The organism is Phyllobacterium sp. LjRoot231, assembly GCF_964253365.1.
GTDB lineage: Bacteria > Pseudomonadota > Alphaproteobacteria > Rhizobiales > Rhizobiaceae > Phyllobacterium.
Map to the genome: position 1 here is coordinate 1,935,127 of NZ_CAXUQT020000001.1, position 17,966 is coordinate 1,953,092.

Annotated in this window: 18 protein-coding genes; 6 read left to right on the forward strand and 12 right to left on the reverse strand. The window is 55.1% G+C overall.

Translation table 11 applies throughout. The features are described from left to right. Nucleotides 1-10: 10 nt before the first annotated feature. From ACSQ3H_RS09515 to ACSQ3H_RS09525, 3 genes are all read right to left on the reverse strand, one after another. Entirely contained in the window at nucleotides 11-1,582 is a 1,572-nt protein-coding gene (locus ACSQ3H_RS09515; protein WP_436116830.1) for a GMC family oxidoreductase, read from the reverse strand. A gap of 45 nt (nucleotides 1,583-1,627) precedes the next feature. Beyond that, nucleotides 1,628-2,200 carry a gluconate 2-dehydrogenase subunit 3 family protein gene (locus ACSQ3H_RS09520; protein WP_436116831.1) on the reverse strand — a complete coding sequence of 191 codons (573 nt, stop codon included), beginning with the start codon at nucleotides 2,198-2,200 and terminating at the stop codon, nucleotides 1,628-1,630. A gap of 97 nt (nucleotides 2,201-2,297) precedes the next feature. Continuing rightward, nucleotides 2,298-2,693 carry a VOC family protein gene (locus tag ACSQ3H_RS09525; protein WP_436116832.1) on the reverse strand — a complete coding sequence of 132 codons (396 nt, stop codon included), beginning with the start codon at nucleotides 2,691-2,693 and terminating at the stop codon, nucleotides 2,298-2,300. A 220-nt stretch (nucleotides 2,694-2,913) separates the two neighbouring features. On the opposite strand from ACSQ3H_RS09525, the gene ACSQ3H_RS09530 reads away from it, so the two are divergent. Next, the gene (locus ACSQ3H_RS09530) at nucleotides 2,914-3,234 is read left to right on the forward strand and encodes a ribbon-helix-helix domain-containing protein (protein ID WP_436116833.1); all 321 of its coding nucleotides are present in this window, start codon (nucleotides 2,914-2,916) and stop codon (nucleotides 3,232-3,234) included. Here ACSQ3H_RS09530 and ACSQ3H_RS09535 read toward each other — a convergent pair. From ACSQ3H_RS09535 to ACSQ3H_RS09545, 3 genes are all read right to left on the reverse strand, one after another. After that, nucleotides 3,231-4,526 (reverse strand): ATP-binding protein, encoded by a 1,296-nt coding sequence (locus ACSQ3H_RS09535; RefSeq protein ID WP_436116834.1) that lies wholly within the window; start codon nucleotides 4,524-4,526, stop codon nucleotides 3,231-3,233. The genes ACSQ3H_RS09530 and ACSQ3H_RS09535 overlap by 4 nt on opposite strands. A gap of 156 nt (nucleotides 4,527-4,682) precedes the next feature. Then, nucleotides 4,683-5,384 carry a response regulator gene (locus ACSQ3H_RS09540; protein WP_436116835.1) on the reverse strand — a complete coding sequence of 234 codons (702 nt, stop codon included), beginning with the start codon at nucleotides 5,382-5,384 and terminating at the stop codon, nucleotides 4,683-4,685. A gap of 58 nt (nucleotides 5,385-5,442) precedes the next feature. After that, nucleotides 5,443-5,946: a MarR family winged helix-turn-helix transcriptional regulator gene (locus ACSQ3H_RS09545; RefSeq protein ID WP_436119398.1), complete on the reverse strand. Its 504-nt coding sequence runs from the start codon at nucleotides 5,944-5,946 to the stop codon at nucleotides 5,443-5,445. A gap of 246 nt (nucleotides 5,947-6,192) precedes the next feature. Here ACSQ3H_RS09545 and ACSQ3H_RS09550 point away from each other — a divergent pair, with 246 nt between their 5' ends. From ACSQ3H_RS09550 to ACSQ3H_RS09560, 3 genes are all read left to right on the forward strand, one after another. After that, complete coding sequence (locus tag ACSQ3H_RS09550) at nucleotides 6,193-7,083, forward strand: branched-chain amino acid aminotransferase (protein WP_436116836.1); 891 nt, start codon at nucleotides 6,193-6,195, stop codon at nucleotides 7,081-7,083. A gap of 134 nt (nucleotides 7,084-7,217) precedes the next feature. After that, on the forward strand, nucleotides 7,218-7,529 hold the full coding sequence (locus ACSQ3H_RS09555; protein ID WP_436116837.1) for a hypothetical protein: 312 nt from the start codon (nucleotides 7,218-7,220) through the stop codon (nucleotides 7,527-7,529). Nucleotides 7,530-7,651: 122 nt separating this feature from the next. Then, the gene (locus ACSQ3H_RS09560; RefSeq protein ID WP_436116838.1) at nucleotides 7,652-8,299 is read left to right on the forward strand and encodes an MBL fold metallo-hydrolase; all 648 of its coding nucleotides are present in this window, start codon (nucleotides 7,652-7,654) and stop codon (nucleotides 8,297-8,299) included. Nucleotides 8,300-8,348: 49 nt separating this feature from the next. On the opposite strand, the gene ACSQ3H_RS09565 is transcribed toward ACSQ3H_RS09560, so the two are convergent. The 3 genes from ACSQ3H_RS09565 to ACSQ3H_RS09575 all read right to left on the reverse strand — a co-directional run bounded on the left by ACSQ3H_RS09565 (nucleotide 8,349) and on the right by ACSQ3H_RS09575 (nucleotide 10,566). Next, entirely contained in the window at nucleotides 8,349-8,765 is a 417-nt protein-coding gene (locus ACSQ3H_RS09565) for a BA14K family protein (protein WP_436116839.1), read from the reverse strand. A gap of 345 nt (nucleotides 8,766-9,110) precedes the next feature. Continuing rightward, nucleotides 9,111-9,326, reverse strand: coding sequence for a cold-shock protein (locus ACSQ3H_RS09570; RefSeq protein WP_106718536.1), 216 nt, complete (start codon nucleotides 9,324-9,326; stop codon nucleotides 9,111-9,113). 394 nt (nucleotides 9,327-9,720) lie between these two features. Beyond that, on the reverse strand, nucleotides 9,721-10,566 hold the full coding sequence (locus tag ACSQ3H_RS09575; protein WP_436116840.1) for a transglycosylase SLT domain-containing protein: 846 nt from the start codon (nucleotides 10,564-10,566) through the stop codon (nucleotides 9,721-9,723). A 196-nt stretch (nucleotides 10,567-10,762) separates the two neighbouring features. Here ACSQ3H_RS09575 and ACSQ3H_RS09580 point away from each other — a divergent pair, with 196 nt between their 5' ends. Further along, complete coding sequence (locus tag ACSQ3H_RS09580) at nucleotides 10,763-11,464, forward strand: HAD family hydrolase (RefSeq protein ID WP_436116841.1); 702 nt, start codon at nucleotides 10,763-10,765, stop codon at nucleotides 11,462-11,464. Here the strand turns inward: ACSQ3H_RS09580 and ACSQ3H_RS09585 are convergent, their stop codons facing one another. Together ACSQ3H_RS09585 and ACSQ3H_RS09590 are read right to left on the reverse strand one after the other, a co-directional pair. Beyond that, nucleotides 11,465-12,982 (reverse strand): helicase HerA domain-containing protein, encoded by a 1,518-nt coding sequence (locus ACSQ3H_RS09585; protein ID WP_436119399.1) that lies wholly within the window; start codon nucleotides 12,980-12,982, stop codon nucleotides 11,465-11,467. Nucleotides 12,983-13,105: 123 nt separating this feature from the next. After that, nucleotides 13,106-14,410, reverse strand: a complete 1,305-nt coding sequence (locus ACSQ3H_RS09590; RefSeq protein ID WP_436116842.1) for an MFS transporter — start codon at nucleotides 14,408-14,410, stop codon at nucleotides 13,106-13,108. A gap of 118 nt (nucleotides 14,411-14,528) precedes the next feature. On the opposite strand from ACSQ3H_RS09590, the gene ACSQ3H_RS09595 reads away from it, so the two are divergent. Beyond that, nucleotides 14,529-15,110, forward strand: coding sequence for a TetR/AcrR family transcriptional regulator (locus tag ACSQ3H_RS09595; protein WP_436116843.1), 582 nt, complete (start codon nucleotides 14,529-14,531; stop codon nucleotides 15,108-15,110). A gap of 7 nt (nucleotides 15,111-15,117) precedes the next feature. Here the strand turns inward: ACSQ3H_RS09595 and uvrB are convergent, their stop codons facing one another. Then, nucleotides 15,118-17,931 carry an excinuclease ABC subunit UvrB gene (gene uvrB, locus ACSQ3H_RS09600; protein WP_436116844.1) on the reverse strand — a complete coding sequence of 938 codons (2,814 nt, stop codon included), beginning with the start codon at nucleotides 17,929-17,931 and terminating at the stop codon, nucleotides 15,118-15,120. Between the last annotated feature and the right edge of the window lie 35 nt (nucleotides 17,932-17,966).

Genomic DNA, 17,966 nt, shown 5'->3' on the forward strand with positions numbered 1-17,966 from the left:
TGATCAAGCGTCAGATCGTTTTCGCTGCCATCTCCTTGGCAATGTAGTCTGCTTGCCGAATTGCGAGGCTGACGATCGTAAGAGTCGGATTTTCCGCACCGCCGGTTGTGAACTGGCTACCGTCGGACACGAACAGGTTCTTGATGTCGTGGCTCTGGCCATGTTTGTTGACCACGCCATCCTTCGCCTTCTCGCTCATTCGGTTGGTGCCAAGATTATGTGTTGAAGGATAAGGCGGTGTCGGGAAGGTGCGGGTTGCACCAACAGCGTGGTAGAGTGCCTGACCCTGCTGATAAGCGTGATCGCGCATGGCGATGTCATTCGGATGATCGCTGAAGTTCACATTGGCGATGGGCAGGCCATATTTGTCCTTTTCATCCTTGTGGAGCGTGATCCGGTTGTCTTCCTGCGGCATGTCTTCACCCACGATCCACAAGCCTGCCATATTGACGTATTGGTCGAGCGCCGATGTGAAGGAACGCCCCCAGCCACCGGGATCGAGGAACGCCGCCATGAAGGGCAGACCGAGCGAAAGCGTTTCCATCTCATAGCCGCCGACGAAACCCCTGGTTGGATCATGACGTGCTTCGTCACGGATGATGCCAGCCATGGTGGTGCCGCGATACATGTGCACCGGCTTTTCGAAAGTAGCGTAGACGGAACCCGTTGTATGACGCATGTAGTTGCGTCCGACCTGCCCGGATGAATTCGTCAGTCCATCGGGGAACATACTCGATTTGGAATTGAGCAGCAGGCGCGGGCTTTCGATTGAATTGCCGGCAACGGCGACGATACGGGCTTTCTGCAACTGCTGCTTGCCATCTTTATCCACATAGAGAACGCCTGTAACTTTGCCGCTCTTGTCGTGCTCGATCTTCTGGGCCATGGAGTTCGGACGCACTTCTAGCTTGCCGGTCTTTTCGCCCTTTGGAATTTCCGCATAGAGCGTCGACCACTTTGCGCCCCATTTGCAGCCCTGGAAGCAGAAACCGGTTTGCTGGCACGACATGCGGCCATCGCGCTCCGCGGAATTGATCGCCATGTTACCAGTGTGGCATTCCGTGTAGCCGAGCTTGTCAGCACCTGCCTTCAGCACCTTGAAATTATTGTTGCCCGGCAGACCTGCTATGCCGTTGGTGCGGGTGACACCCATCTTGTCTTCAGCCTTGGCGTAGTAGGGCTCGAGTTCCGCCAGGGTAATGGGCCAGTCGAGCAGGTTAGCGCCCTTGACCTTGCCGTAGTGGGTCAGATCCTGGAATTCGTGTTCCTGAAAGCGCAGGGATGCGCCGGCCCAGTGGGTTGTCGATCCGCCGACGGATTTGACGATCCACGCTGGAAGGTTGGGGAAATCCTTGGCAACGCGCCAATCGCCGGAAGTGGTGCGTTTGTCCACCCAGGCAAGCTGGCCGAAACTGTCCCATTCATTATTGACGAAATCTTCGTATTCGTGACGGGCACCGGCTTCGAGAATAACGACGTCGATGCCTTTTTGTGCGAGTTCATTGCCGAGCGTTCCGCCGCCCGCGCCGGAGCCAATGATGACGACAACACTGTCGTCCTTAAGATCATAAGGTGCAGCCATGGTTTCCTCCCAATAGCCCGAAAATTCTTCTAGTGCCTAAGCCGTTCACAGCCATTCGATGTCGCTGAAGCCGCGCGCGATGTAGCCTCCCTTCGAGTAGGACTCGCCTTCGTAACCAAATAGCGGCCAGATCTCTTCCTGATTGTAGAGGCCGGTGACGAGCCCACCGCGAATTGTTTGAAAAAACGGCGTGTCTTCGACTTTTCGAAGGATGGCAAGCCGGCCATCTTCCCATCCGAGATCGATATAGCCACCCTTGCCTGCGCGCTTGTCGAGATCGGCAATACCATCCTCAATCATCTTCTTGCTCTTCGGATCCGCTCCCGCCTTGGCGTCGTAGGGTTTGACTGCAATGGCATAGAAGCGGTCCGGAACGTGATCATGAGGATAGATATCCCGTGCCAGTTGGATCAGCGTCGCCATTGTTTCTGGCTTGAGATTGGATGTCTCGAGACCCCAGGCAAATTGCGGATGGATGATGGAACTGCCGCTGATAACGAGAATGGCGCCAAGGCTGACCGTGCCGCCTTTCAACAGATCGCGTCGCGATAATCCGTGTTTTTCTATTGGTTCCGGCGTGTCCGGTGCCGCCGCCTTGCGGTTGAAGATGGTAACCATAGAATTCCTCCCTTGCTTGCTACTCGGCATTTCGGCGGGAAATCCGCAGAATGCCCTTGCTGGCTGATGGCGTTCCTCCAACGCCGTTCAACCGGTCTCATATGTACCGGCCTTGTCGTTCCAAAACCTCGATCTTGTAGCCATCCGAATCTTCGACGAAAAAGAAACGCGCCAGCATTGTGCCTTCGCGCTTGAATTCAACGATGTCGCGGATTTTGAGTTGCTGTTCCTTGAGGCGCGCGTGCTCGGCATCGAGATCATCGACGCTGACCGCGAGATGGCCGTAGCCATCGCCCAGATTATAGGGCTCTGTGCGTCCCTTGTTGATTGTCAGTTCGAGTTCGAAATCCGTTTCGCTGTTGCGCAAATAGACCAGCGTAAAGGTATCGAAATCGAGCCTGTCAGCTGCTTCCAGACCGAATGCCGACTTATAAAATGCTCTCGATTTCTCCTCGTCGAGAACGCGGATCATGGAATGAATGGCTTTTGCCAAAAGCTCCTCCTCAACTATTGATACATTGCCCAAAAACTATGGTTGCAGTGTCAGGGCTTGTCGGTGATTATGAGCCTGGGAGAAGAAAAGTGGTGGCAATCGGCTACCACACTGCGATACGAGCGGAATAATTTTTGCCCATGATGCACTGGCGCGCAAAATACCACCTTTGCACATGGGTAGCGAGCTCGTCAGGCACGCTGGAAGGGAGGTTCTTGGAATGTGTAAAGTATTTGCAGAACAGGATCCGCAGGGTTATCGGCAGATCAATCGTTCTGTACGCATTGGCGGACATTCAACGAGCATTCAACTCGAGGCAACGTTCTGGAAACTCCTGGACGAGATCGCCGATAGCCAGAATATGACCACACCGCGATTCATCTCGACGCTTTACGACGAGGCACTTCAGGCGCAGGGAGAGATTCCGAATTTTGCCTCGATGCTCCGCACGACCTGTGCGCTGTACTTGCGTGGCGTCCAGGCTTGCGCAGAAACAGTGACCGTAAAGAATGGTACACTTGTTGGAGACCAGGCTGCCTAGGCTGGAATCCTGACAACCGCCCTCAAACCACCTGCAGGGTTGTCGTCGAGGATAATGTCGCCACCATGACTGCGGGCGATATCGAGTGCTATTGCGAGGCCCAGTCCCGTCCCGCTTGAATCCTGATTGCGTGCCTCATCGAGACGAAAGAATGGCTTGAAGACTTCATCACGCATTTCCTTCCGAATCCCCGGTCCATCATCGTCAATGGTTATGGTCAGCCATCCATCGCGGTGATCGGCAGCAACCGACACGTTTTTCGCGTAGCGGAATGAATTCGACACCAGATTGGAAATCAGACGGGAGAACGCATTCGGGCGAACCTGTATTTCCGGTTCGCCGCGGATTTTCGACGTGAAGCCGCGTTCGAGCAGAGCGCCTTCTTCCTTCAGCTTGCCAAACAAGCGCCCCAGATTAAATGTGCCTGTTTCTTCCTCTGCCTCGCTACGAGCGAAGGCGAGGTAGCCCTCCAGCATCGATTGCATATCTTCGATGTCCTGCTCCATCGCTTCCGTATCGACTCTGTTGCCGACGAGAGCGAGCTGGAGCTTGAAGCGGGTCAGAATTGTGCGCAAGTCATGGCTTACCCCACTCAGCATGGTCGTGCGCTGCTCGATTTGCCGCTCGATGCGTTCGCGCATCACGATGAACGCCGCGCCGGCCCTGCGTACCTCTTCTGCGCCGCGTGGTTTGAAGTCCGGAGGGCCGGCGCGGCCCTTGCCGAAACTGTCGGCGGCGGTAGCAAGCTGTTGAATTGGCTTAATCTGATTACGCAGGAAAAGGATAGCGATGGCAAGCAAAACGAGGGCGGAACCTGCCATCCAGACAAGGAATATTAGAGTGTTGGATGCGTAGGCCTGGCTGCGGCGTGCAAAAACCCGCAAGACCTTGTTGTCAAGCTGGATGCGGATTTCAACCAGATCGGAATCGCCGATCGTGTCGATCCAGAACGGGCGGTTGATCTGCTTGGTAATCTCTTCGCTCAGAATACTATCGAGAATTGAGAAGAAGGGCTTGGGTCCAGGTGCAGGCAGAGGATCGGCGGGCAGGATTGAAATATTGAGCGATAGTCTCTCGCGCGAAATCCGGATCAGGTTTTCGTAGGCGGGATCCTGAGGGTAGGTTTCCATGAGATCGATGATGCCGGCAATATCGCGCACGACGGCTGTCGACAGACGCTGCGTCACGGTCTGCCAGTGCCGCTCCATGAAGACAAATGCGATGAGCGATTGCAGCAGAACCATAGGCGCAATGATGATGATCAGTGAGCGCGCGTATAGTCGCTTTGGCATCCAGTGCGCCAACCAGCGCGTGAACTTTCGCCAAGGCCCAAGCAATGTGCTTCGTCTACGTCGCCAATGGCGCTTCCTGATTGCCAATGCGCGTTTCGCGGTATCCGTCGGTGCCATCTATCCAGTATCCGCTTGCGCATTGAAATGGGCGGATCGCTACTCCACGCTTAGTTTATAGCCGACGCCCCGTACCGTCTGCAACCAAACCGGATTGGCAGGATCATTTTCAATCTTGCGGCGCAGGCGGTTTATCTGGACGTCGATCGTCCGCTCGCCAACATCGCCTTCCTGTCCGGTCAATTCGTGACGTGGCACGGTTTCACCAGCGCGTGCAGCGAAGATTGCCATTATATCCTGCTCACGGTCTGTCAGGCGGATCATTTCACCCGAACGCTTGAGTTCGCGCTTCGCTATGACAAATGTATAGGGACCAAAGACGATCTGCTCGATCTTCGCTTGTGTGGCCGGAGCGCCGCGTCGCAGGATGTTATTGATACGCAGGATCAACTCACGTGGATCAAAGGGCTTGGGCAGGTAATCATCTGCACCTGCTTCCAGACCTGTGATACGGCTGTCAGTCTCCGAAAGGGCCGTCAGCATGAGGATCGGCACATTCTTTTCCCGACGCAGTGACTCTGTAAGCGCAACGCCGCTTTCTCCCGGCATCATCACGTCGAGGATCAGAAGATCATAGTCGATCCCGGCCAGCTTGCGCCGAGCCTCATCCGCGTTGGCAGCCACCGTAATGCGAAAACCGCTGCCAGTCAGATATTGCGACAGTAGATTTCGAATTCGGGTGTCATCGTCGACAATGAGCAGGTGTGGTGCATCGTCTGAAAGCGGCAGTTCGTCACTCACCAATATGTTCCTCCTCTTTCGCGGACATTTACGATCCGCCTTCTCTATGCAATTGGTTCTATCCTGCCTTCGGCAGGCTGTCGATCTGTTGCCATTGGGCGGGATTCACCATCGCCTTAAGGAAATGTTCAATCACCGACCGGTCGGAAAGACCGATCTGCTCCAATGCACTGGTAATGCGGCGTGATTGCGGTGCCGCGAGTTCCAGCGCCAGTTCGCGACCTTTCGGTGTTGGGTAGAGTTCGCGCTGGCGCCTGTCGCGTGGTCCGGGAATCTGAACAACGTGATCCGTATCGATCAGTTGCTTTAGCACGCGGGCAAGACTTTGCTTGGTGATCTGCAGGACATCCAGCAATTCCGCGACAGTCATTCCTGGTTTGCGATTGATGAAATATAGCACGCGGTGGTGCGCGCGGCCAAATTCAAGCTTCTCAAGTATCATATCCGGATCGGCGGTGAAGTCGCGATAGGCGAAGAAAAACAGCTCGATAATATCGAGTTGACTTGCATCTTTTCGGGTCAGGGCTGTCTCAATATGCCGCTCTGGTGTATAAGATTTCATACAGGGTTCCCGCTCTTGTTGAAAATATGTCAGTCTTGTTGACTTAATTTTAGACTGCTGATAATTTTTGGCAAGCTGTTGGCCACACTTTGAATTAAACGAAAAGCCAATAGGTGTTTCTGAGACATTTTTCTCGTTCAAACGCTTATTGTGTTGTGGGCAATGGTACACCAATTGGCAATCGGGACCAGTTGGCGGACATACAGACCCGCAAAATTATCAGGAATCAAACGCCTGGAGGAAAACATGGCATCCGTTCCATTTGATCAGCTTGAAGGTTATATCTGGATGAACGGCGAATTCGTTCACTGGGCGGATGCCAAGATTCATGTGCTTACCCATGGCTTGCATTACGCCAGTTCGGTGTTCGAGGGTGAGCGCGCTTATGGCGGCGAGATATTCAAACTCAACGAGCATACCGAGCGTCTGCATGAATCGGCACACATTCTTGGCTTCAAAATACCTTATACCGTTGAAGAGTTGAATGACGCGAGCCGCAAGCTACTGGCCAAGCAGGGCTTCCAAGACGCCTATGTCCGTCCGATTGCCTGGCGAGGCAGCGAGTCAATGGGTGTTTCGGCCCAGGCAAACAGAATCAATGTTGCCATCGCTATCTGGCAGTGGCCGAGCTATTTCGATCCAGCCCAGAAGCTCAAGGGCATCCGCCTTGATCTCGCCGAGTATCGCCGTCCTGATCCAAGAACCGCGCCATCGAAGTCCAAAGCCGCGGGCCTATATATGATATGCACGATCTCCAAGCATGCGGCGGAAGCAAAGGGATATGCTGACGCACTGATGCTCGATTGGCGTGGACAGGTTGCCGAAGCGACTGGCGCGAACGTGTTTTTCGTGAAGGATGGGGTTCTTCACACACCGAAACCCGATTGCTTCCTCGACGGCATCACACGCCGGACAGTGATCGATTTGGCCAAGCGCCGTGGTTATGAAGTTATAGAACGAGTGATCATGCCCGAAGAACTGGAGAGTTTCGAGCAGTGCTTCCTGACAGGTACGGCCGCAGAAGTTACACCTGTCTCGGAAGTTGGTCCCTATCATTTCTCCGTTGGCGAGATTGCAGCCAATCTGATGAATGATTATGCAGCGGAAGTAATGCCAAAGAAAGCCGCAGCCGAGTAACCTTTGGATAGAACGAAGATGTGAGCTTGATACCTCTGCAGTGAGGTATCAAGTTGTTTGACATTGATTAAAACTTGGTCATCATAACGTTTGTCAGGCATGAGTCTGGCTCGAAACGTTGACGGGGTTCAATCATGGAAGCGCTTCTTCCTATTATTATCCAGCTTATCTCGGGTGGTGTCGGCGGAAATATTGTCGGCGGTCTTCTAAAAAACCTGAGTCTCGGCACAACCGGCAATACTGTTGCTGGCGGCGTGGGCGGACTTATAGGTGGTTACCTAACGCAATTCCTTGGCGCTGGCGGTGCCGAGGTGGTGGCAAACGCGGCAACGTCTTCGGGACTGGATTTAGGCTCCATTATCGGCCAGGTCGCCGGTGGTGGTGTTGGCGGTCTTATCTTGACGGCGATTGTAGGCTTCATCAAGAATTCGATGGCCAAGACCTGATCCAGCCAGGACGCAAACGATTTTCGAGGGCGGTCGATGGCCGCCCTTTTCATTTGAGCGTTTATTGTCCTACATATTGAATTCAATTGATCCAACTAATGCAGCGTATGGGATTTGGTAACATGGGACAATTGCAGGCCGGTATTATTCCTGTCACGGCCTTTCAGCAAAATTGCACGATCCTTTTTGACAGCGACGACAAGCATGGCGTGCTCGTCGACCCGGGTGGCGACAACGATCAGGTACTGAGTGCCATCAAGTCAAACGGCATCACGATTGAGGCGATCTGGATTACGCATGGCCATATCGATCATGCTGCCGGTGCTATGGATATGAAGGACGTGCTTGGGGTCGATATCGTCGGACCCAATGAAGCCGATCGTTTTCTTTTGGACAGTCTCGAATCCAAAGCCTTGAAATATGGCGTTAGGGAGAAGGTGCGCAATTGTACGCCGGACCGCTGGCTGAACGATGGCGATACCGTATCTTTCGGATCTCATATCTTCGAAGTATTGCACTGTCCGGGTCATGCGCCAGGCCATGTTGTTTATTTCAACAGGGCGGCGAAGTTCGCACATGTTGGCGATGTACTCTTCAACGGCTCGATCGGACGAACCGACCTTGAGGGCGGCGATCATGCCGCGCTGATCAATTCCATCAAAACCAAGCTTTTGCCGCTTGGCGACGACATCGGTTTTATCTGTGGCCATGGTCCAGGAGGCCGCTTTGGCGAGGAACGCCGCACCAATCCATTCTTGACGGAAGTATGAAAAAGCCGCCGGAATTACCGGCGGCCCTTCAAAATCAGCGGATCAGAGATTAGTTGGCGTTGCAAAAATACTCGCGTCCGTCATAGCCGCGGAATGTACCGGTTTCGGGGTCGAACGAACGGTAGCGATTTGCGCAATAGCGGTACCAACCGGGTGACCAAGGCTGAGCGGCGCCATAGTAACGAGGCGCCACCTCACGATAAACCCGGACTGGACGCTGGTCGTAGCCATCGTCATAATCGCGGTAAATCACGTCTGGTTCGCGGGGCTGGGCAAGAGCGCCTCCGAGCAGCGCGCCGGCTGCGAGGCCGATTGCACCAGCTGCCCATGCATCGCCATTCCCGTTGTGGTGGTGCCGGTAGTAACGATCGCCACGCCAGCTATCGGCAGAAGCCGAAGTGAGTGGGACCATGGCCGTCGCAAAAGCGGCGGCTGCAAGAATGGCAATCTTCATACTCTTGTTCATTTGTGCCTCCTTTGAAGCATCCTTCGCGAAGCGTGCTTCCGCGTCGCATCATCAATATTGGCTGGAATCATGGGAGCTCCAGCAGTAGGTCTGTTTTATTCGCTTCAGAATGAATGCAAGCTGAACGGAAATCACAGGTAATCGTTCCACCGCCATTCTGACGAGGAGCAAGCACATAACATTTCAGCAAATCCGAGGCGGGAAAGCGGCGCGATTGCAACTACTGCACGGCGCGGCCGTGTATACACCCCACCATGGCGGCAGAGTGGACCCTGCCGCGACATATGGCTTAAGTCAAAACCCCCGGCTTCTGTCGGGGATTTTTGGTGGCTGAAGCCGCCAGAACTATTCAGTGACCGCGATGTTAACGGCCTTCGGCCCCTTGCCACGACGATCAGGCTCGGTATCGAAGGAGACCTTCTGATTATCTGCGAGACCTGTGAGTCCGGATGCCTGAACGGCGGAGATATGCACGAAAATATCCGCTGCCCCATCATCCGGCTTGATAAAGCCAAAGCCTTTTTCACTGTTGAAAAATTTGACCGTACCGGTCTGTGCCATGCTCAGTTCCTTTTCCTTACTTACCGCGTTCCCCTCCGGGTTTGCGGGATTGGTAGTGCCGTTTTCAGTAAGATACGTCCAACGGAGATCATGCAGGCAGTTCTCGAATTCAGGAAAGGAGCCGATCATTGCCGGGATTACTCCCGGCCCGGTATTCTTGCGGTTCCGGCGCGCCGTTCTTCCAGTCTTCCAGTGTTCGCAAATGCCCGAACGCTTTGAGACTGCTAGAATAAGTGTTTTTTGGCAAGCAAAAGTTTTTCTATCATTTAGGCGACTATATCGAACGGCTTTGCAACTTACATACTTGGAGGTAGGAAATTTCGTTTCGCATTCCTGCGACCGCACCTTCGGTGATCACGACAAGCAAGTTGAAGCGGGCACTTTTCTTGCAGCTTTATCGATTACGCAACACGATACAGGCACCGCCAGCGCTGTGGAGCTGCGAACAAATTTGATTGGCCTCGCCGCGATCGTCGGCACCTATACGCACGGCATAGATTCCGCGCCGCCCCATGGCCGTACGATTGCGGCTGATCACAGCCTCATGCTTGTCGAGGATAGCCGGAAAGGCTTGGCGCAGGCGTTGCAACTGCCCTACAGCCGCTGTGCGGCGGAAGTTTCCGGCAATTTGGATGCCCCAAGGTTTTGGCTTGATCTGGGCCATGGAAATGGTTGCAAAGCGGACGATTGGCAGCTTTCTGCAGGCTGCATCAAAGCTCAGCTTGACGCTCAACGGATGAGTCGATATTTCGGTGCCTGCCGCAAAATCATCTGCGGACTTCCCGGTTATATCCAATACATATTCTTCCGTTTCGAGAGGCAGGAAGCCACCGCTCGACAACCATTTTGACACCCGCGTCGGCCCCGCATTGTAGGCAGCCGCAGCCAGCCCCCAGTTGCCGAATGCTGTTCGAAGGTCCTTCAACAGCGCCGCGGAAGCGGGGAGGGCCTCGGTGAAGTCGAATGGATTATTGAGATTCCGCTCTTTTGCTGTTCCTGGCATGAACTGCGCGATGCCTTGTGCGCCAACCGGGCTTGTCGCCTGGACATCGAAGCGGCTTTCTTTCCAGATAAGCCTGGCGAAGAAGTCACGCGGCACGCCATGCCCGTCAGCATTCGTTGCTATGGCCGCGCAGATCTGGCCCACCGTTGGTGTTGGCGGTTTCGCCGGTACCGAAACGGACGGATTATCAGCCGACAATGCCCTTAGCGATGTCAGTAGCAAGAGTGCTGCAACCATACCCAGTTGTCTGAACCAATACACCCTGTTGCCGTTCCCCTTTATGTGTCAGCACGTTGGCATAATGCACAGCCCTATTTCTGATAAAAGATACCCGCGCAATGATTCCATCAATCCGATAACATTACATGACGTCTGAACTTAGTACTGTATGTTTGGCCTGCCAGAGCAGACCAATTTGAGAAGTGAACGGCCCATGTCTTCCTCCATCACCACAATCGGCTTCGACGCTGATGATACACTCTGGCAAAACGAGCAATTCTTTCGAATCTCGGAAAAGCACTTCGCTGACCTGTTGGCTTCCCATGCAGACACGACTGACCTTTCCAACCGGTTGCTCGCTGTGGAGAAGCGAAATCTTGATCTCTACGGTTTTGGCATCAAGGGCTTCACCCTTTCCTTGGTCGAAACGGCGATTGAAGTCACTGAAGGCCAAGTACCATCTTCGGTTATTGCAGAAATTCTGGCTGTGGGCCGGGAGATGCTGCGCCATCCGGTAGAGACCTTACCCCATGTGCAGGAAACGCTCGAGGAACTGACCACGCACTACAGGCTCGTGTTGATAACCAAGGGAGATCTGTTCGATCAGGAGCGCAAGCTGGCGCAATCGGGTCTGGGTGATTTCTTCCATGCGGTCGAGATTGTGAGCAACAAGGACAATGCAACTTACGAGCGTATATTCAAGCGCCACGGAGATGGTCCGACCCGGAGCATGATGATCGGAAATTCACTGAAATCCGATGTGGTTCCAGCGATCGAGGCAGGTAGCTGGGGTGTGTTCGTACCGCATGAGCTGACCTGGGCGCTCGAGCATGTCGAAGCACCCCTTGCCGCGCCGCGCTTCCGTCAGATCGAACATCTGGGTGAGTTGCTGCCGCTTTTGGCGGAGATTAGCTGATTACTCGGCTGCGTGTTGTTCCTGCATTTCTTCGTCAGGGCCATTTGGATCACCCGCCGCGGTTTCGCAGCCGAGATCCGGGAAGGCAACGACACGATTGCCGGTAAAATCGGTGCGGACTACAATCAATCCCTGTTCTTCGAAATAGGTGAGAAGCCGCCGCGCGCGCCGAGTTGAATGAGTGCCGTAGGCTCGGGCCAAGGTTGCGTCCGAAGGGCAAGGACTGGCAGTAACGGCAGCCTGAGCGACAATGAAGAACACACCTTGAACATCGTCCGGGAGGCTTTTTGAGAGTTCGAGCGCCTGCTGCCACGGCTCGCCTTGCGCCGTTTCACCATCGATCCCAGCGCGGGCGACGGCCAATCTGCGACGAAACTCAGGCAATGACAATGGGTTCCCCGGCACGCGGCGAATACGGCAGCGAACGAGAAAATCTTGGTAAAGAACCGCATCGGTGCGGAAGGATGCGTCGGGATCATTGAGCATTTCGTGCATGACCGCGTCGATCAGGCTGTTGCGCTCGGCGTCGTCTATTTCCGGGAACAATGTTGGCGCATGAACCTCGACCTGTGCCATCATTTTGGCTTGGTTGAGCTGGTTCAGAATGTCGGCCGTGGGTGTCGACGTTGGCGGAGAAGGCGTGCGCCGAACGATCGTACGGCGCTCTTCCGGCGCCGGTGTGAAAATCAGGTCATGCGCATCTCCGTCCGGCTGCGGCAGTGGCGTCAGCTTTGGGCTCGACGAGCGGGCTGACGTCTCCACCGGTCCGATGGTAACGGCCAATGGCCTGCGCGACAGGGCAGGGCCTAGGGCAACGAAGTGGCCACGAGCGAGATCGCGGAATTGTTCGGCCTGCCGCCTCTCCATGCCGAGGAGATCGGCCGCGCGTGCCATGTCAATATCAAGAAAGGTGCGTCCCATCAGGAAGTTGGACGCTTCGGCGGCAACATTCTTGGCGAGCTTGGCGAGGCGCTGGGTGGCGATGACACCGGCAAGGCCACGTTTGCGGCCACGGCACATCAGGTTTGTCATCGCACCCAGTGACAATTTGCGTGCTTCATCCGAGACCTCGCCGGCAACTGCGGGCGCAAAAAGCTGTGCTTCATCGACAACGACGAGCATCGGATACCAGTAGTCGCGCTCTGCATCAAACAGACCACCGAGAAAGGCTGCGGCGCAGCGCATCTGCTGCTCGACATCAAGCCCTTCCAGATCCAGCACTACGGAAACGCGGTGCTGGCGGATACGCGCAGCAATGCGGGTAAGTTCATTCTCCGTGCGAGCGCCGTCAACGATCACATGGCCATATTTATCGGCCAATGTGACGAAATCACCTTCTGGGTCGACAACGCATTGCTGCACCCACTGCGCGCTCTGTTCGAGCAAGCGGCGCAGAAGATGGGATTTGCCGGAACCCGAATTACCCTGAACGAGCAGGCGAGTGGCCAGGAGCTCTTCCAGATCGAGCATGGCTTTCGCGCCGGCGGGCGCCGCTCCCATGTCGATATCGACCTTCATCATCTCTCCAGGCGTTCAAGTGATTCTGCGCGCGGTATGGCGCGCAAAACCTTTAGCATTCTTTGCCGTGTTGCGTGGAGGATATGCGCCCTGTTCCGAGAAACTCACAACTGATTTAATCGCTTATTCGGCTGGTACAGGCTCCAGCATCGTGTTTGCCTTGCTGTGTTTGCTCAGCGTCAGCACCAGGAGCGCTGCGATAAGGCAGAGAATTCCCGCTACGAAAAAGGCAGGCAGATAGGTGGCATATTCGGTACGAGCAAAGCCGCCGCCATAGGCCGCTGAAGCTGCGCCTAGCTGATGTCCAGCAAATATCCAGCCGAAGATCAACCCGGCTTTTTCCCGGCCGAAGCGATCCGTTGCCAACTTCACTGTTGGAGGGACAGTCGCGATCCAGTCGAGACCGTAGAACATGGCGAAGAGCGACAAACCATAGAAGGAAAAATCAGAATAGGGCAGATAGAGCAGGGAAAGCCCGCGCAAGCCATAGTACCAGAACAGGAGCCAGCGATTATCGACGCGGTCTGAGAGCCAGCCCGAACCGATGGTGCCGAAAAAGTCGAAAAATCCCATCATGGCCAGGACACTGGCCGCCCCTACCGCTGCAAGGCCGTAATCACCACAAAGCGCAACGAAGTGTGTACCGATGAGGCCGTTGGTGCTCGCACCACAAACGTAAAACGTAGCGAAAAGGACCCAGAAGGTGCTGCTGCGCGACGCTTCTTTCAACACAAGTAGGGGCATCGTAATCAGTGAAAGCAAACCACCAGTCACGGGGAGGGCAGTCGTGATGTCCTTGTCACCGTAGGCGGGGAGACCAACATCCGACGGCCGGTCACGCATGAGGAAAAATACCGCGATCATTGCTACCAGCAATAGAGCGCAGATCAACATGATTGCCGTGCGCCAGCCGTAATTGTCGCTGAGCGAGGCCATTAGCGGCATGAATACGAGCTGTCCCGTGGCGGAGCTTGCGGTCAGCATGCCGAGCGCCAGACCTCGCCTTTCGGTAAACCAACGGGCGGCAACGGTGGCGCCGAGAACCATCGCCGTCAGCCCCGTGCCGAAGCCGACGACTACGCCCCACAAGAGGATAAGCTGCCAGATTTCCGTCATTGCCAAGGAGGCGAACAATCCCGCTGTGATGAGCACCAGCGCCACGCAAACCACTTTCCTGACGCCGAAATAGTTCATGAATGCGGCGGCGAACGGGCCCATGAGTCCGAACAGTAACAACCGGATGGAAAAGGCAGTGGCGATCTGCTCGGTTTCCCAGCCAAATTCCTTTTCTAACGGCACAATCAGTACGCCAGGCGCACCGACCGCCGCGGCCGTTACCAGCATCGTAAGGAACGTAACGGCGATAACCACCCAACCATAATGCACATTGCGGCGGGCGAGCGAAGCAGCGAGAGGGGAGGAGATCATGAGTTGTCTTTCGGAGATAGTGGAGAATCTGCTGCGATTTAGATGATGGTCATCATATTTGACTATTCATGACGATCGTCATATAAATTGTCAATAGTTGTTTTGAAGGGGACCGCAAATGCGTGTCAGCAAGGATCAGGCAGCGGAAAACCGCGCCCGGATCATTGAAGTTGCGAGCCAACAATTTCGTCAGAAAGGTTTTGACGGAATTGGTGTTGCCGATGTGATGAAGAATGCCGGCCTTACCCATGGCGGTTTTTATGGTCATTTCGCATCGAAAGACGATCTCATTGCCGAATCCTGCGATGCCGCAATGAAGCGGTCAGCAGAGAAATGGTCGTCTTATGCGCAGGAAGGTCCGGAACCTGCGCTCGCCGCGATCACATCGTCCTACCTTGCCAAGAACCACAAGGGCGATCTGGCAAACAGTTGTACGATGGCATTGCTGGCACCCGATATTGCGCGGCAAGGCGGGGCGGTGCAGACGCGCTTTACCGAAGGTACGAAAAGGCTGCTTGAGATATTGTCGGATTTGGTTCCAGGGCGATCCAAAGCCAGGAAGCGCCAAAAAGCCCTCGCCACGATGGCGGGACTTGTTGGCGCCGTTGTTTTATCCCGGGCCGTGGATGACCCCGAATTTGCTGACGAAATTTTAGACGCGGGCCAGGCTTTCTTTGGATCGGACGAGCCGGGAGAATAATTCGTAATTACCGTCCCGGACGTCCCGTTTTCCCTGGGCGACGTTTCTTGCGATCGCCTGAATCTTCATAGGAACCCGCGCCAGTTCGTTCGCGGCGAATGATCGTTTGATCGTTGCGGTTCGTGCCGGTGAAAGCGGGCTTTTCCGGAACCGTACCAATCACCGGCTTTTCAGTCCGGCCAACGGTCATCTCGTCAAGTGAGTTCTTGCGGAACACCCCCGGCCCGAGGGGACGGGTCGTGTCGCCGCCCATCTCGTCAAGGTGTGGTTTGCGAAACAGCGCAGAATCCTTGTCGTTTTGATCTGTCACGACGCGATGCATGGCACGGCCGGCATTGTGCCTTCCTTTGGTGCGTCCTGTAACCGGGCTTTCCATTTCGACTTCTCGCGCCATCGGATCGTCTGAAATAGCCAGTTCCATCTCGCGCAAACGCTTGATCTCGTCGCGCAACCGAGCGGCGACTTCGAAATCGAGATCGTCTGCGGCATCTCGCATCTGCTTCATCAAATGTTCGAGATGAGCCTTGAGATTGTTGCCCATCATTGCGCCGGAATCGGTGAAGTCGGAAATATCCGCGCGAACGTGATCGCGTTCATAGACGCTGTTGAGAATGTCGCCGATGTTTTTCTTGATACTGGCGGGCGTGATGCCGTGTTCGATGTTGTAAGCTTCCTGCTTTTCACGGCGACGGTTTGTTTCCGCCATGGCCCGCTCCATCGAGCCGGTGATCTGATCCGCATAGAGAATGACCTTGCCGTCGATATTACGCGCTGCGCGGCCAATCGTCTGGATCAATGAAGTTTCCGAGCGAAGAAAACCTTCCTTGTCCGCATCGAGAATAGCGACAAAGCCGCATTCCGGAATATCCAGACCCTCGCGCAGCAGATTGATGCCGACGAGCACATCGAAAGCGCCGAGGCGCAGATCGCGCAATATCTCGATACGCTCCAGCGTGTCGATGTCCGAATGCATATAGCGGACGCGGATACCCTGTTCGTGCAGATATTCGGTCAGATCTTCCGCCATACGCTTGGTCAGAACCGTCACGAGAGTCCGGTAGCCCTTAGCGGACGTTTCGCGGATTTCGCCCAGAACGTCGTCAACCTGCGATTTGGCCGGACGTACTTCGACTGGTGGATCGATCAGCCCGGTTGGGCGAATGACCTGCTCGGCGAAGACACCGCCCGACTCTTCCATTTCCCATTTGCTGGGTGTTGCCGAGACCGCAACGGTCTGCGGGCGCATGGCATCCCATTCCTCGAATCGCAGCGGACGGTTGTCCATGCAGGAGGGCAGGCGAAAACCATATTCGGCCAGTGTTGCCTTGCGGCGAAAGTCGCCCTTGTACATCGCGCCGATCTGCGGAACCGTCACATGGCTCTCGTCGATAAAAACCAGTGCATTATCAGGAATATATTCAAACAAAGTGGGCGGCGGCTCACCTGGTTTTCGGCCAGTCAAATAGCGCGAATAATTCTCGATGCCAGCGCAGGAGCCAGTCGCTTCCAGCATTTCAAGGTCAAAGGTGCAGCGCTGTTCAAGCCGTTGTGCTTCAAGCAGACGCCCGGCAGCGTTCAATTCGACAAGGCGATGTTTCAGCTCTTCCTTTATTGATTTGATAGCCTGATTAAGTGTCGGGCGCGGCGTCACATAATGCGAATTCGCGTAGATCTTGACCGAACGCAGGTCGCCGGTCTTCTGCCCAGTAAGCGGGTCGAACTCAGTGATCGCCTCGATCTCGTCACCGAACATGGAAATGCGCCAAGCGCGGTCTTCCAGGTGGGCAGGAAAGAGTTCGATCGTATCGCCGCGCACGCGGAACGAACCGCGGGTGAAATCCATCTCGCGACGCTTGTATTGCTGCGCCACCAGATCGGCGAGCAAGGCCCGCTGATCCAGACGATCACCGATCTTCATTTCGAAGGTCATTGCCGTATAAGTTTCGACCGAACCAATACCGTAAATGCAGGAAACCGACGCAACGATAATCACATCGTCACGCTCAAGCAGGGAGCGGGTGGCGGAGTGGCGCATCCGGTCGATCTGTTCGTTGACCGAGGATTCCTTCTCGATATAGGTATCAGAGCGCGGTACATAGGCTTCCGGCTGGTAGTAATCGTAGTAGGAAACGAAATACTCCACTGCATTATTCGGAAAGAAGGATTTGAACTCGCCGTACAACTGAGCCGCCAATGTTTTGTTCGGCGCCAAAATCAGGGCAGGACGCTGGGTTTCCTCGATCACCTTCGCCATGGTGAAGGTCTTGCCAGAACCAGTGACACCGAGCAAAACCTGGGTCTGATCATGATCCTTTATGCCGGAAACGAGATCGTTGATGGCTGTCGGCTGATCGCCTGAAGGTTTGAACTCAGTTTCCATCTGAATGGCGATGCCGCCTTCAGATTTCTCCGGACGCGCCGGCCGATGCGGCTGCCACGCCGTTCCATTCTTGAACAGCGGATTGCCGCTCTCGATCAGGGCGGAGAGAGCAGCGACTGTCGCTGTGGCGCCGCCGGGCATGATGCTGCCTGCGTCTTCCAGATTGATATCGAGTCCGGCCACCGGATTGAGACCCGCTGCAGCACGCGTCTTCGGGTCGGTCGACCCACCGATTGAGGTGCCGCGCGACGTACGCGATGCGTTCGCCTCTTTGTTTCCCGGCTTCTTTGCCTTGGCTACCTTCGGTGGAGCTTTCGCTGTCTCCTCAGTGATCTGCTTCGCCCAATCACTGATTGAGCCGGAAAGCGGAGTGCCTTCCAGCTCAGGTTGCGGCGCTTCGCCGAAACCGTCGGCGTTATATCTGTCAGGAGATTTAACCATAGGTTGAATATGGTGGGAGTCCGGCAAAATGGAAA